The sequence below is a fragment of the Rohdeia mirabilis genome, from assembly GCA_007750655.1.
Classification (GTDB): Bacteria; Planctomycetota; UBA1135; order UBA1135.
Map to the genome: position 1 here is coordinate 1,657,075 of CP036290.1, position 13,025 is coordinate 1,670,099.

Consider the following 13,025-nt stretch of genomic DNA (forward strand, 5'->3'; position numbering starts at 1 on the left):
CGCGCGATCCGTGCGGACCGCGCGCCCCCGTTCACTCGTCGTCCTCGGACGCGCCCCGATCAGACGCGATCCACGCGTCCGGTGGCTTCGTCGAAGCGCCAGGTGCCGCCCTGCCACAGGGCGCGCGTCGCCAGGTCGACGACGATCATGTGCGCCAGACCCAGGTCGACGGTCGAGCGGTTGGGCTTGCGCGAGCGCACGCAGCGCAGCCAGTCGAGACGCAGCTCGCCCTGCCAGTCCTTGCTCTCGCACTTGATCTCCTGGCGGTCGCGATCGTCCACGAACGGCGCCTGGGGCAGCAGTTCGACGTCGTTGCTGCCGAGCATCAGGTCGGCTTCGTGGCCGCGGATCAGGATCGGCAGGCCGCGGTCGTTGCAGGTGGATCCGGACACGATCATCGTGTGGCCGGGGTTTCCAGAATCATCCGTCCACTGCGCGGTCAGCATGACGTTGTCGTGGTTCTCCATCTTCTTGTCGACCATGTGACCGCCGGCGGCCGACACCGTGGTCGGAAGGCCCATGTCGAGCGCGAAGATGATCGGCGTCATCTGGTGCACGAGCAGGTCACCGATGATGCCCGTCGAGTAGCGGCGGTAGCGGCGCCAACGGTGGTAGATCTCGGTGTCGAACTCGGCCAGGCCCAGCGGTCCGCACCAACGTTCCCAGTCGAGCGTCTCGCCCGGCTTCACCGACTCGTCGATGCCGTACAGCCACTCGCCGCTCCTCGAGTTGCGGCAGTACGAGGTCTGGCTCATCGTGGGCGTGCCGATCGCGCCCTTGGCGATCAGCTCCTTCGCCTGCACGTACTTGTCCTGCATCATGTACTGCGTGCCGACCTGACAGATCTTGTCGTTCGCGTCGACGGTGCGCTTCAGCCACAGCGCGTCCTCGAGGCGCAGGGTCATCGGCTTCTCGACGTACACGTCGGCGCCGGCGGCCATCGAGTCGACGGCGTGGGTCGCGTGCCAGTGCTCGGTCGACGCGATCAGCACCGCGTGCGGACGCTCGGTCTCGAGCATCTCCTTGTAGTCGACGTAGGCGTTGCACGTGCCCTCGCCCTGGCTGCCCAGGATCTTGCGCAGCGTGGCGTCGCGGCGCGGCTTGCAGACTTCGGCGATCCCGACGATGTCGAGCTTCTCGACGCCCTCGTTCCGCGCGCGCAGCATCCCGTCGATGTGTCCGTTGCCCATGCCGCCCGGGCCGATGACGGCGACGCGCAGGGCCTCGTCCTGGGCGACCGGGGTGTGGGGCCGGCCGGCGGTGACCGGCTTGATCAGTCCGGCGGCCGGGTTGCCGAAGGCGTTGCCCGCGAGGGAGCCGCCGAGGGCCGTGCCGATGGCGGCCGCGGTGCCCGAGCGCAGGACGGAGCGGCGGGTCGTGGACCGGTTGGGATCGAGAGGGCTGTTCGTCATGGGAGTGTCGCGGGGACGGGGTGCGCGGGGGTCGTGGTGGGTGGAGCGGGTGGAGCGGGTGGGCGCGGCGGGAAGGACCTGCCAGGCGCGGGACGAGTATAGGCAGCGCGCCGCGACGCCGTGGGCTCCTGGCCGCTACCCTCGGCCCATGCAGCTTCGACCGGGACCCGCGCGGAAGAACGACGCGAACGGCATCTACCTGAGCCCCAACGACCCCTTCGCCGTCGACTGGCAGCCCAAGGGCGAGGGCGTCGTCCACGTCTCGGCGCCCAAGGATCTGGTCAAGCGCGACGAGCGGGACGCCGAAGTGGCTGCCGTTCGCGTCGGTGCCGGTTCGGGCGCCACGGCCGCGGAACGGGCCGAACTCGAACGCGTGCGCGCACGGGTGTCCTACCTCGAAGGGGCGTTGGCCCAGTCGGAACGGATCGAGTCGGCGGCCCAGTCCTTCTCGGACACGCTCGAGAAGCGCTCCGCCGAGGAGCGCGCGCGCCACGTCTCCGAACTCGACGGCCTGCGGACCCTGCTCGATCAGAAGGAACGCGAACTGCGGACCCTGGCCCTCGAGATGGGCAAGGTGCAAGGACGTCTGGAGGCGGCCGAGGCGCGGCTGCAGCTGACGGGCGGCTCGCCGTCGTCGTCCGCGCGCGCCACGTCCGCGGAGTTCGGGGCGCGTGCCGTCGAAAGGCAGGACCCTGGCGCCGACCGTTCGCGCGGAGCCTTCCCCGCGTCGATGGCCTGGACCCAGACCACGGTCGGCATGTTCCTGGTCGGCGTCATCACCGTCGGCGTGGTCGCGCTGGTGCTGATCGCGCTCGCCAGCTGAGTCCCGCGGCGTCCGCGGTCCCGCGCGCTCCACTCGGCCGCTCGCCGGTTCGACGGGGGTGTGCCGAGCGGCGTGTCGGTGCGCCGGACGGGGTGTGGAAGAGGGGCGGAGGAGAGGAAGAGGAGCGACCCGTTCGCACGACTCGCGACGGCACCTGGCTAGGAGCTCGCATTCCGGGACAGAGGAACGTCGCCGACCTCGCGGTCCACACGCTCGCCGACGACAGCCTCGGCGACCAGCAGATCCACGTGTACGCCAACGGTGAACGCATCGGCCGCTTCCTCCACGGTGGCGGCCTGCGCGACTGGACGTTGCGTCCCTTCACGATCGAGAACGAGCACGGCGGCAAACCGCCCGTTCGCTGGTGATCCGTTCAACGGTGATCCGTTCGCAGGTGAAGATCTGGAACCGTCCGCTCTCGGCCGACGAAGCAGCTGCGGAAGCCGCGTCGCTGCTCGTCAGCAATTGATCGGAAACGCTTCGGAACGCGAGCGGGCCGCCGCCGGGACCTCCCGGCGGCGGCCCGCGCTGCGTTGCGGAGCACCGATCGAGCGTTCAGCCCGCGCCGCCGCCGTCCTCGCCCGGACGGAAGCCCGATTGGCGCATGAGGCCGCGCTGGTCCCGATAGGTCGATTCGTCCTCGTCCACGTCCACGATCCGCGGCGTCGGACCGAAGCGCGGGTGGTGCTCGAGCGCGACGCGTTCCGCCTCCTCGCGGTCGAAGGCCAGCACGCCGTAGCTGACCGACAGACGCTTCCAGCCCGCGGTCTCGTCGAGGCGTTGGTCGCGAGCGTCCCAGTCGGCGGGCAGGTCCTGTTCGATCGTCACGTCGAAGTAGTGGACGTCGGTCTCCTCCTCGCGCGCGGCGCGCCAGGCGTTCAGGATCGACGCACTGCCCAGTCCGAGCTCCAGCGCGCGCCGTCGCACCGCGTCCGCCACGTCGTCGAGACCTTCGCACGACTCGGCGGCGAGGAGCACCCGCTCGAGCGCGGCGAACACGCCGTACCGATTGAGGTCCTCGACCTCGCGCGTCGGTCGCGCCAGGAAGTGCGACGCCACCCGGCGCGTCTCCTCGGGACCGTGCGTGGCCGCCGTGATCGGCACGCGATAGGACTCCCACGCGAAGGCCAGCGCGGGGAAGGCCGCTTCGGCCGCGGCGAGCTTCTCGGCGGCTTCCGCGTGACGTCCGCTGCCCACGAGGCCCAACAACTCGTAGTAGGGGACCCACTGGCTGTCCGGCGTGTGCTCGGCGTAGCGTCGCACGTAGGAGACGAGGGCCTGGTGTTCGGCCAGTCCGGCCGCGCGACCGACGGCGGCCCACAGCACGTCGGGATCGTCGTTGCCCGAGCGCAGGGCGAGGTCGAGCACCGCGAGTGCGTCCGTGCTCCGACCGGATCGACCGTACAGCTCGGCAAGTCGCAGCGTCACCCACGCATCGGAGCGGTCCAACCGCGCCGCGCGCGCCAACAGGCGCTCGGCCCGGTCCTCGTCGCCGCGGTCGAGGAACCACGACGCCGCGCGCGCGCGCACTCCGACGTCGTCGGGCGCCAGCTCCACCGATCGGTCGAACCAGGCCACGAGCGTCTCCTCGAGGATCGTCTCGCCCATGGCCGAACCCTCCACGCGGCGCAGCATCCAGCCGATGAAGGCCAGGTACGACAGGACCACGCCGTCGTCCTCGAGCCCCGCGGCCAGCCTGCGCACGTGCTGCCAGGTCCGCGCGGGATCGGAGGCGAACGGGTCGAGGTCGTAGAACGCGCTCAGCAGCGCGACCCGTCCGTCGCGATCGTCCGGTTCGGGTTCGAGCGCGAACAGCTCGGTCTCGAGCGCCGTCAAGTCGCCGTCCTCGCGTCGAGCCGCGGCGACTCGGCGCTGAAGATCGCGCACGCGCGCGACGAACTCGGGCGGTGGACGGAGTGCGGTCTCCGCCTCGTGCACTTCGGAGCTCTCCGCGAGCGTCGTGGTGTCGGCTTCGACGGGGACGGCAGCGCTGGACGACGCGACCGTCAGGACCGCGCGCGGCGGAGCGAGCGGGGCGTGCGGCCACGCGTCGACACCGCTCGCTTCGAGGAGGTCGAGGCGGCGCAGCGTCAAGTGGTCGCGGGCGTCCCGCGCGCGTTCGCGCAACTGCCGGACGAGCCCCTCGACGCGCTCGCCGCGTCCGGCACGCAGGTCGTTCGCGATCAGTCGCAGGCGGTTCTCGAACCACTTGTCGATCCGCTTCGCTCGCCACAGACGGCGATCCAACGCTTCGAGCAGGTGGTTCGCGCCCTCGAAGTCGCCGGTGAGGCTCGCGCGCAGTGCGGCCACGTGGTCGAGCGCGATCTGGGTCCGCGGCGCTTCGTCCGGGTCGAACGGGGGGGCCTGCTCGAGGATCTTGAACGGCTGGGGCTCGTCGCCGCGCAGGCAGGCCAACGTCGCCGCTTCGATCTGGCACTCGGCGTCGTGCTCGGCTTCGAACGTCGAGCCGGTGACCCGTTCGCGAGCCTCGGCCAGAGCGCGCTCGGCGCCTGCCACGTCGCCCATCGACGTCAGGATGGAAGCCTCGCCGATCGCTGCGGCGAAGCGCTTGGTCTCGTCCGCCGTCGAACCCGGAGCGCGGGCGCTGCGCGCGAAGTGCAGGGCCATGTCGAGGTCGTCGGCCGCCAGGGCTCGGGCGCGCCCGTAGGCCCGGAAACAGCCGATGCAGCCGGTCTTGCCCGTGCGCCGGCAGACCGCGATGCCCTCGTTGAGTGCGCTGTCGAGACCCGGAGAGTTGGCCCCGTACATGTCGGCGATCGACGTGGCGAGGTTGTCGTAGGCGCAGGCGCTGTACCAGTAGACGTTGCTCCGGTACGCGTCGTCGTCCATGTCCGGTTGGAACTCGACGGCGGCGTCGCGCGACTCGAGCAGCGCGATCATCTCGAGCGAAGCGCGCTTGCCGACCTCGGGTTGCAGCACGCCCGGCGCGGTGTTGAGCACCAGGAAGCAGGCCTGCACGTACGCGTTCAGATCGCGCTCGTCCTTCGCGCGCGCCTGCATCTCGAGGGCGAGCGTGTGGGCGCTCCGCAGTCGCAGGCCCTTGTGCAGGTCCCACACGCGATCGTGCAGGGCGTCGAAGTCGATGGATTCGTTCGTCATGGCGGCGGTCTTCGGAGCTTCGAGCGATCAGGGAAGCGCCTCGGCCACCCACTCGAGGTCGCGCAGGCGTGTGCGTTGGGCGTCGTCCCCGAGTCGGGCGCCCGCGGCCTCGAGGGCGCCCGCCACCTGCACGCGCAGGACGTGGGCGAGGGGGTGGGAGCACGAGCGCTCGAGGGCGCGGCGCACCAGCGGGTGGGCGAGGTCGAGGAGGACCTCGTTCTGGTGGCTCGAGCCCGTGTCGAGCTCCCGGTCGATGAGTGCTTGGAAGCCGGCCGGAACGCGCCCCTGGCCGCGCAGGGCCGCGAAGCTGCGCGCCAGGTCGCCCCGTTCGTCCAGCAGCGCGAGGCACGGCTGCGCGCCACTTCCACGGCCGGTGAACACGCGCGTGCCCTCGATGCCGAGGAACCTCTGCCAGACGTCGTCGATCGGGCCGTGGTCGCGGATCTCGAGAACGGAGTCCGCGAAGCCGTCCGACTCGAGCTTCGCCGGTCGCAGGTCGATGGCGCCACCGGCCGCGTTCGCATCGCGCACCAGTGCGGTCAAGAGGGTCAACTCGAAGCTGCGCAGGCAGTGGACGCAGGGTGCTTCGCTGGCTCGGAAGGCCGAGTCGACCCAGCGCTCCTGGCGGCGCTCCGTGTTGAACCACACCACGTGGTCCACGCTCTCGCCGCGCAACGGGTCCGCCTGGCTGCGTGCGAGCAGCTCGTCGAACGTGAGCGGCCCGGCCGAGGTGGACCAGCGCAGCGTCGTGCGCAGGACGGCTCGCAGTCGCGGCGTGTCGAGCGCGCTGCCTGTGAGCGTGTAGCGGTGCCACTCGCAGATGGCCTGCCACTGGACGTCGTCCTCGCGGCCGAGGCGCTCGAACCACTCGAAGGCCAGTTCCTCGAGGCGTTCGCGGGCGGCTCGGAACGCTGCGTCGCGCACCAGGTCCTCGCGGCTCGCGGTCGGCGTGCAGTTGGTCAGCTCGAGGACGCCGCGCAGGAAGGGAGCCCACGACGGAACGAGTCCGCGCACGGAGGTCGAGATCAGCATGCGCTTGAGCGTCGCGTGGACCGTCGCTTCCGAGGTGAACCCGGGCGTGCGTTCGGGCGAGACGTAGACCGCTCCGCGCAGTTGGGTCGGGCCGCGGTCCTGCACGGTCAGCACGGCCAGCGGCTCCTCCGAGAAGCGTTCGGCGAGATCGGTCTGGATCTCGTTGTCGTCGGGAGTCGGTTCGAGCCACGACGCGCGGGCCAGATTCACGCGCCGCTGTGAGTCGCCGATGTGGATGGGGACCTCGAGGTACTCGGCGTAGCGGCGCACGACCTCTTCCAGCTTCGCGAGGTCCGCGGCGTATTCGAGTGCGTCGGGGCGCAGGTGCAGCCGCACGCTCGTCCCGCGCTCGGCGCGCTCGCCCGGGCCGACGAGGATGTCCGCGTCCCGGCCCGCGATCCACGTCACCGGCTGGCTGGAGGCCCCGCGCCGCGAGTGGACCTCGATGCGGTCGGCGATCAGGAACGCGGACAACAGGCCGATTCCGAACTGGCCGATCAGCGCGCTCGAAGCGCCCTCACGCGCGGCGTCGCCCTTGATCGCGCCCGTGAGGCTGACGCCGACCGTGCCGAGGTAGCGCTCCGCCTCCGCCTCGTCGAGGCCGATGCCGTCGTCCTCGAACTCGAGCGTGCCCGCGTTCGCGTCGGCGCGGATGCGGATCGCGCCGGTGTAGTCCAGTTCCTCGTCGCGACGGCGGCGGATGCTGTCGTGCGCGTTCTGGATCAGCTCGCGGATCGGCGTCGCCCGGTCGGAGTAGAGCGAGCGGCCCATGATCTCGATCACGCCGGCCATCTCGACACGGAACGGGATGCGGCGCAGCGAAGGGCTCATGGCGTGGGGACGGACAGCGTGGGGGCGGGCGGGCGCCGCAGTCTACTGGCCCCTGTGGCCGGATGGCACGGATGCGGGCCGCCGCCGGAGGGTTCCGGCGGCGGCCCGCAGAGTCGATCGTCGCGGTTCGCGCGGCCTGCGTGGTGGACTCGCGCTCAGACCAGTCCGTAGGCCACCTGGGCCTCGGCGATCTTCACGAAGCCGGCGATGTTCGAGCCGCGCACGTAGTTGACCGAACCGTCGGGGGACGAGCCGTACACCACGCACTTCTTGTGGATGTCGGCCATGATCCCGCGCAGGCGGTCGTCGACCTCCATGCGGGACCACGACAGGCGCTGGGCGTTCTGACTCTGCTCGAGACCACTGACCGCGACGCCACCGGCGTTCGCCGCCTTGCCCGGTCCGTAGAGGATGCCGGCGTCGACGAAGCGCTTCACACCATCGTTGGCGGTGGGCATGTTGGCGCCCTCGGACACGACGTCGATGCCGTTCTTGACGAGCAGCGCGGCGTCCTCGTTGCTGATCTCGTTCTGCGTCGCGCAGGGGAAGGCGCAGTTCGCCTCGACGCCCCAGGGCTTCGCGCCCTCGTGGAACGTGGTGCCCTTGAACTTCTCCGCGTACTCGCTGATGCGGCCGCGGCGCTCTTCCTTGAGCTCGCGGACGAACTCCCACTTCTCGGCGTCCAGGCCCTCGGGGTCGTGGATGAAGCCCTTCGAGTCGGACAGCGTCACCACCTTCGCGCCCTCCTGCATCAGCTTCTGTGCCGCGTAGAGCGCCACGTTGCCGGAGCCGGACACGATGCAGCGCTTGCCGTCGAGACCGTCGCCGCGCAGCTCCATCATCTCCTTCGCGAAGTACACCGCGCCGTAGCCCGTGGCCTCGGTACGCACGACCGAGCCCCCGTAGTTGAGGCCCTTGCCGGTCAACACGCCGGTGTAGGTGTTGGTCAGACGCTTGTGCTGACCGAACAGGTAGCCGATCTCGCGCGCGCCGACGCCGATGTCACCGGCGGGCACGTCGGTGTACGTGCCGACGTGGCGGAACAGCTCGTTCATGAACGACTGGCAGAAGCGCATGACCTCGCGGTCGCTGCGTCCCTTCGGGTCGAAGTCCGAACCGCCCTTGCCGCCGCCCATCGGCAGTCCGGTGAGGCTGTTCTTGAAGATCTGCTCGAAGCCCAGGAACTTGAGCACGCTCAGGTTCACGCTGGGGTGGAAACGCAGTCCGCCCTTGTAGGGGCCGATCGCGTTGTTGAACTGCACGCGGTAGCCGCGGTTGACCTGCACGTCGCCGTTGTCGTCCTCCCACGTCACGCGGAACTGGAAGGCGCGGTCCGGTTCGACCAGGCGCTCGAGGATGCGTTGGTCCGTGTAGCGCTTGTGCTCGCGCACGAACGGCAGGAGCGAGTCGACGACCTCCTCCACGGCCTGAAGGAACTCGGGTTCCGAGGAGTTGCGCTGGCGCACATAGGCCATGAAGGCCTCGGTGCTGTCGTAGTTCGAAAGGTCCATGGATCGTTGGATCGTGGGGGAGGGGGCAGCGACCGGATGGAGGGCTGCGGGGTCGCAGGGCTCATCGCCGGTCAGGGGCACAGTCTGGACCTCGCGGGTGCCCGGCCGAGCCTCCGCACCCGGAATTGGGCCAGGAAGCGGGAACGTCCGCCGCGACCAGCCACTCGGACGGCCGGGGTCGGGGCGCGCGGTGGTTGGACGCGCTCGGGGAGTCGTGGCACAGTCCGACCGGGGTCGACCGCTCCGCGACCCGTCCTACCCGTGCGCCCCTCCTTCGAAGACTGGCTCCTGGCCGTGGTTCTCGCCGCTGTGGCGGGAGAGCTGGTTCGCATCTGGCGACGCCGTCGGTCGGCGGCCGCCGATGCCAGCGCCGAGCGCGCTCCTCGCGGCGGACCACTCGTGGGCTCGGTCGCCGTCGCGGTCGGGTTGGCGACGCTCGGCGTGCTGCACCTCGACCGGGTGGCGTCGGCGCGCGAGCGCGTGGCCGACGAGCGTCCCTCCATGCCGGAGCCGGGCGCCGTCTCGGTCTTCGTCGCAGCACTCGACGTCCATCTGGATCCGCTCGAAGGGCCCGTCCGAGCGACCTTCGAAGCGTTCCTCGCTGAGGGAGCCGTGCCCTTCGAGGGCTTCGGTTCGACGACGAGGCACATGGACCTGGGAGGTGTCACGAGCCGACAGTGGGATGTGGTCGTGCAGCCTTGGATCGGTGACCAACGGTCGAGCGATCCCGTGCACTTCGACCTGTTCCTCGACGACCTGCTCCCGCGGCTCGAACCCTGGGCGGTCGCCGCGCTGGACCGCCGCGAGCTGCGTCTGGTGTGCACGTACCGCGCCGACGACGACTCGGTGCGCAGCGCCGAACTGGTGCGACGCGGCCAAGAACTGGCCTTCGACGACGTCGATCTCGACGGCCGGCTCGGCGCGTTCTTCGACATCGGCGGGCTGGGCCGGCCGTGGCCCGGCGCCGGGGAGAGCGAATCGACGCCGCGCGCGGTCCAGGGCGAGCGGTGACCGCGGGCTCGAGCGCGGCGCTCAGGTCGCGCCGTCGTCGTCCACGGTCGGTGCCGTGAGATCCAGCTGCCAGAAACCCACCGCGTGCCAGGCGCCGAACTTGTGGCCGACGCCGTCGAAGCGGCCCACCGCGCGGAAGCCCAGCCGCTCGTGGAGCGCCTCGCTCGCGCGATTGGGCAAGGTCGCGCCGGCGATCACCTGCGCGAAGCCCAGGGCCCGCAGGCGCACGATCAGTTCCTGCATCAGTCGCTCGCCCGTTCTGCGACCGCGCTCCGTGTCGGCCACGTAGACGCTCGACTCGCAGGCGAAGCGGTAGGCGGCGCGCGCGCGGAACGTGTTCGCGTAGGCGTAGCCCGTCACCTGGCCGTCGCGCTCGGCCACCAGCCATTCGTGGCGTTCGCGCGCCTGGGCGATCCGGCCCGCGAACTCCTCGACCGACGGCGGCTCGAGCTCGAAGCTGATCGACGTGTCGCGCACGATCGGCGCGTAGATCGCGAGGCAGGCCGCGGCGTCGTCCGCGGTCGCCGGGCGGATGGTCGGAGCGTCCTCGCTCATGGGCACGGGCTCACGCTTCGGTGGATCACGCTTCGGTGGATCACGGATCGGCGAATCACGGATCGGTGGGGTCGGGGACCGGCACCGGTTCGGGGATCGGATCGCACTGGAACACCACGTCGCGCGCCAGCTCGATGAAGGCTTCGCTGAGCGTCGGGTGGTACCAGGGCATGGCGACGAGGTCGCGCGCGGTCGCGCCCATGTGCATCGCGGTCGAGATCACGTGGACGAGGTCGTCGGCGCGCGGACCCAGGATCTGACAACCGACCAGCCGCGCGCTCGGGCGTTCGACCACGAGCTTGACGAACGACGTCCCGGGCTCGGTGTCCATCACGATGCCGCGGCCCTGGTTGGCCCACTCCTTCTTCGCGCTGACGACGTCGACGCCGGCCTGGCGCGCCTCGTGCTCGGTCCGTCCGCACTCGGCGTACGGCGGAGCGGTGAACAGCGCGCTGACCGGAATGCGTTCGCGCCAGGCGACGAGCTTCTCGCCCGCGAAGTGGCGCTTCAGGTTGCGCGCGACGTGGCGGCCCTCGGCGTTGCCCGTGTGCAGGATCAAGCGGTCGCCCGTGGCGTCGCCCGCGAAGAAGACGTTCGGGTTCGTCGAGCGCAGGCAGTCGTCGAGGACGGGCATGCCGTTCGCGATCTCGACACCGGCCGCTTCCAGGCCGATGCCGTCGAGGTTGGCCACGCGTCCGGTCGCCAGCAGCAGGCGCTCGGCGCGGAATCGTTCGTCGTGACCCTCCTCCCAGTACTCGATCTCGAACGGTTCGTCGCCGCGTTCGGGGTCGTGCGTCACCGACGCCAACGCGGCGCCGATCTGGACCTTCAGACCCGCGTGCTCGAGCGACCGCGTGTACAGAGCCGAGAGCTCGGGGTCCTCGCCGCGGCGCAGGATCGGCGAACGCGACAGGAGCGTGACCCGCGTGCCGAGAGCGGCGAAGTAGACGCCGAACTCGAGGCCGATCGCGCCCGACCCGACGATGGCGAGCGAGCGCGGGACGCGGTCCGCGAGCAGCGCCTCGCGCGACGTCCAGTAGGGGACCGGGTCACTGCCGTCGGGCTGGGGCGTTCCGAGTCCCTGAGTGTCCGGGACGTGCTGCTTCGAGCCGGTCGAGACGAGCCAGGCGCGCGAACGGACGCGGCGCGTCGCTCCGTCGGGGCCGGTCACCTCGACCTCGTCCGGACCGACGAAGCGCGCGCGGCCGAACTCGATCGTGTAGCCGCCGGACTCCATTCCGCCGATCTTGGCGCGCTGGAACCTGGCGACGAGCCGCGCCCGCCGCTCCTGCAGCGCGGCCATGTCGACCCCGTTCACCTGGGCGTCGATCCCCAGCCGTTCGGCGTGGCCGACCTCGCGGACCACGTCGGCCGGGTGCAGCAGCGTCTTCGTCGGCATGCAGCCCTCGAGGATGCACAGGCCGCCGAGCTCGCCGTCGTTGAGGAGCAGGACGCGCTCGTGTCCCAACTTGATCGCCTCGGCCGCGCAGGCGGAACCCGCGCTACCTCCGCCGATCACGACCAGGTCCCAGGTCGTGGCGCCGCCGTTCGGGTCGTCGACCTGCGACGCGTCGGCGCGCGTTCCGTTCTCGTCCGATCCTTCCATGGGCGCGCGAGCCTACCCGACGCCGGGCGCCGCCCTCATGCCCGACGCGGCGTGAACTGGTGCACGAGGTAGCCGAGGATCCACAGGCAGGACGCGACCAGGTGCAGCGCGCTCCACACCGCGCGCCAGGCTTCGTCCGCGCTCGTCTGCAGGAGGTAGCCCGAGGCCACCATCGGCACCACGAGGATCACGAGCGCCAGTCCGGTCCGCCGCCGCGCTCGCTCGCCGCGCGCCAGGTACGGACCGACGTGGACGGCCCAGGCGATCCCGAGCGCCACGAGCAGGAGCGGGGCACCGAGCACGTGCGCGGCCTGGAACTCGTCCTGGAGCGGGTGGTTCTGCAGGGCGAACTCGTCGCTGGGTTCGACGACCAGCAGCATCCAGCCCCAGACCAGGCCGGTCCCGGTCACGAGCAGGTTCGAGAGGTGGACGAACCAGGCCTGGGCGCGCGTCACGGCCCGAGCGGTCCGTCGGTCGGTTCCGCACCGTCGCCGCCGTCACCGTCCTCGCCGTCACCTTCCTCGCCGTCCGCGGCGGGGGGGAAGAGCACCGCGTGCAGCGCCAGCGCCCGGCGCGCCGCCTCGACGGTCGCGCGCGACGTCATGGTCGCACCGGCCACGTTGCGCACGTCGCCGTCGAGCACCAGCTCGTCGTCGAGCTCCTCACCTTGGAACTGTTCGTAGAACGTGGCCTTCGGCAGATAGCGCGAAGGCTCCGCGAAGGCGAGCACCTCGACGCGGAGCACGCGACCGCGCGCGTCGACCGCCGTCATCAGGGTCTCGCGCTTCGTGCGCACCTGGTGCGTGTCGAACCAGGCCACGCCGACGAGCGCTCCGTCCGCGTCGCGCGCCACGTAGGGGCGCGCGACGGCGCTCGCGAGCTCTTCGCCGGCGAGCTCCTCGGCGCGGGCTCGCTGGTTCTCGTCGAGGTAGCGCGTCTCCTTCGTGACCTCGGACGAGCCGAACGCGAGCTCGAGCGCTTCGGCCACGGACAGGCGCACGTCGGCGGCGCGCTGCACCTGCGTGTGGGTCGTCGCGGGGGCGGGAGCGGACAGGCACAGCAGAGCGCAGGCCAGAAGGCCTACGAGAGTGAGACTCGTTCTCAACATGACGGCGTCAGGATAG

General features: G+C 70.9%; 11 protein-coding genes. 3 read left to right on the plus strand and 8 right to left on the minus strand.

Going from position 1 to position 13,025, the window contains the following annotated elements; all coding sequences use genetic code 11:
* Window positions 1-59: 59 nt before the first annotated feature.
* On the minus strand, window positions 60-1,412 hold the full coding sequence (locus tag Pla163_RS06180) for a Gfo/Idh/MocA family protein (RefSeq protein WP_145185184.1): 1,353 nt from the start codon (window positions 1,410-1,412) through the stop codon (window positions 60-62).
* A 148-nt stretch (window positions 1,413-1,560) separates the two neighbouring features.
* On the opposite strand from Pla163_RS06180, the gene Pla163_RS06185 reads away from it, so the two are divergent.
* On the plus strand, window positions 1,561-2,235 hold the full coding sequence (locus Pla163_RS06185) for a hypothetical protein (RefSeq protein ID WP_145185186.1): 675 nt from the start codon (window positions 1,561-1,563) through the stop codon (window positions 2,233-2,235).
* 92 nt (window positions 2,236-2,327) lie between these two features.
* The gene (locus Pla163_RS06190) at window positions 2,328-2,603 is read left to right on the plus strand and encodes a hypothetical protein (RefSeq protein WP_145185188.1); all 276 of its coding nucleotides are present in this window, start codon (window positions 2,328-2,330) and stop codon (window positions 2,601-2,603) included.
* 187 nt (window positions 2,604-2,790) lie between these two features.
* Here the strand turns inward: Pla163_RS06190 and Pla163_RS06195 are convergent, their stop codons facing one another.
* The 3 genes from Pla163_RS06195 to gdhA form a co-directional block, all read right to left on the minus strand.
* The gene (locus tag Pla163_RS06195) at window positions 2,791-5,355 is read right to left on the minus strand and encodes a tetratricopeptide repeat protein (protein ID WP_145185190.1); all 2,565 of its coding nucleotides are present in this window, start codon (window positions 5,353-5,355) and stop codon (window positions 2,791-2,793) included.
* Window positions 5,356-5,382: 27 nt separating this feature from the next.
* Window positions 5,383-7,218 carry an HSP90 family protein gene (locus Pla163_RS06200; RefSeq protein WP_145185192.1) on the minus strand — a complete coding sequence of 612 codons (1,836 nt, stop codon included), beginning with the start codon at window positions 7,216-7,218 and terminating at the stop codon, window positions 5,383-5,385.
* A gap of 155 nt (window positions 7,219-7,373) precedes the next feature.
* Window positions 7,374-8,729, minus strand: coding sequence for an NADP-specific glutamate dehydrogenase (gdhA, locus tag Pla163_RS06205; RefSeq protein ID WP_145185194.1), 1,356 nt, complete (start codon window positions 8,727-8,729; stop codon window positions 7,374-7,376).
* 261 nt (window positions 8,730-8,990) lie between these two features.
* Here gdhA and Pla163_RS06210 point away from each other — a divergent pair, with 261 nt between their 5' ends.
* On the plus strand, window positions 8,991-9,740 hold the full coding sequence (locus Pla163_RS06210) for a hypothetical protein (protein WP_145185196.1): 750 nt from the start codon (window positions 8,991-8,993) through the stop codon (window positions 9,738-9,740).
* Window positions 9,741-9,761: 21 nt separating this feature from the next.
* On the opposite strand, the gene Pla163_RS06215 is transcribed toward Pla163_RS06210, so the two are convergent.
* The 4 genes from Pla163_RS06215 to Pla163_RS06230 are packed head-to-tail and all read right to left on the minus strand — an operon-like array spanning window position 9,762 to window position 13,009.
* Window positions 9,762-10,295 (minus strand): GNAT family N-acetyltransferase, encoded by a 534-nt coding sequence (locus Pla163_RS06215; RefSeq protein ID WP_145185198.1) that lies wholly within the window; start codon window positions 10,293-10,295, stop codon window positions 9,762-9,764.
* A gap of 55 nt (window positions 10,296-10,350) precedes the next feature.
* Window positions 10,351-11,901 (minus strand): dihydrolipoyl dehydrogenase family protein, encoded by a 1,551-nt coding sequence (locus Pla163_RS06220; RefSeq protein ID WP_145185201.1) that lies wholly within the window; start codon window positions 11,899-11,901, stop codon window positions 10,351-10,353.
* Between the two features lie 35 nt (window positions 11,902-11,936).
* Window positions 11,937-12,356 carry a hypothetical protein gene (locus tag Pla163_RS06225; protein ID WP_145185204.1) on the minus strand — a complete coding sequence of 140 codons (420 nt, stop codon included), beginning with the start codon at window positions 12,354-12,356 and terminating at the stop codon, window positions 11,937-11,939.
* The gene (locus Pla163_RS06230) at window positions 12,353-13,009 is read right to left on the minus strand and encodes an FMN-binding protein (protein ID WP_145185207.1); all 657 of its coding nucleotides are present in this window, start codon (window positions 13,007-13,009) and stop codon (window positions 12,353-12,355) included. The genes Pla163_RS06225 and Pla163_RS06230 overlap by 4 nt, the downstream gene beginning before the upstream one ends.
* Window positions 13,010-13,025: the final 16 nt, after the last annotated feature.

Excerpts from the sequence above, each read along its gene's own strand:
- Pla163_RS06180 (WP_145185184.1), bottom strand. The coding sequence starts at position 1,412 with ATGACGAACAGCCCTCTCGATCCCAACCGGTCCACGACCCGCCGCTCC.
- Pla163_RS06185 (WP_145185186.1), top strand. The coding sequence starts at position 1,561 with ATGCAGCTTCGACCGGGACCCGCGCGGAAGAACGACGCGAACGGCATC.
- Pla163_RS06195 (WP_145185190.1), bottom strand. The coding sequence starts at position 5,355 with ATGACGAACGAATCCATCGACTTCGACGCCCTGCACGATCGCGTGTGG.
- Pla163_RS06200 (WP_145185192.1), bottom strand. The coding sequence starts at position 7,218 with ATGAGCCCTTCGCTGCGCCGCATCCCGTTCCGTGTCGAGATGGCCGGC.
- gdhA (WP_145185194.1), bottom strand. The coding sequence starts at position 8,729 with ATGGACCTTTCGAACTACGACAGCACCGAGGCCTTCATGGCCTATGTG.
- Pla163_RS06215 (WP_145185198.1), bottom strand. The coding sequence starts at position 10,295 with ATGAGCGAGGACGCTCCGACCATCCGCCCGGCGACCGCGGACGACGCC.
- Pla163_RS06220 (WP_145185201.1), bottom strand. The coding sequence starts at position 11,901 with ATGGAAGGATCGGACGAGAACGGAACGCGCGCCGACGCGTCGCAGGTC.
- Pla163_RS06230 (WP_145185207.1), bottom strand. The coding sequence starts at position 13,009 with ATGTTGAGAACGAGTCTCACTCTCGTAGGCCTTCTGGCCTGCGCTCTG.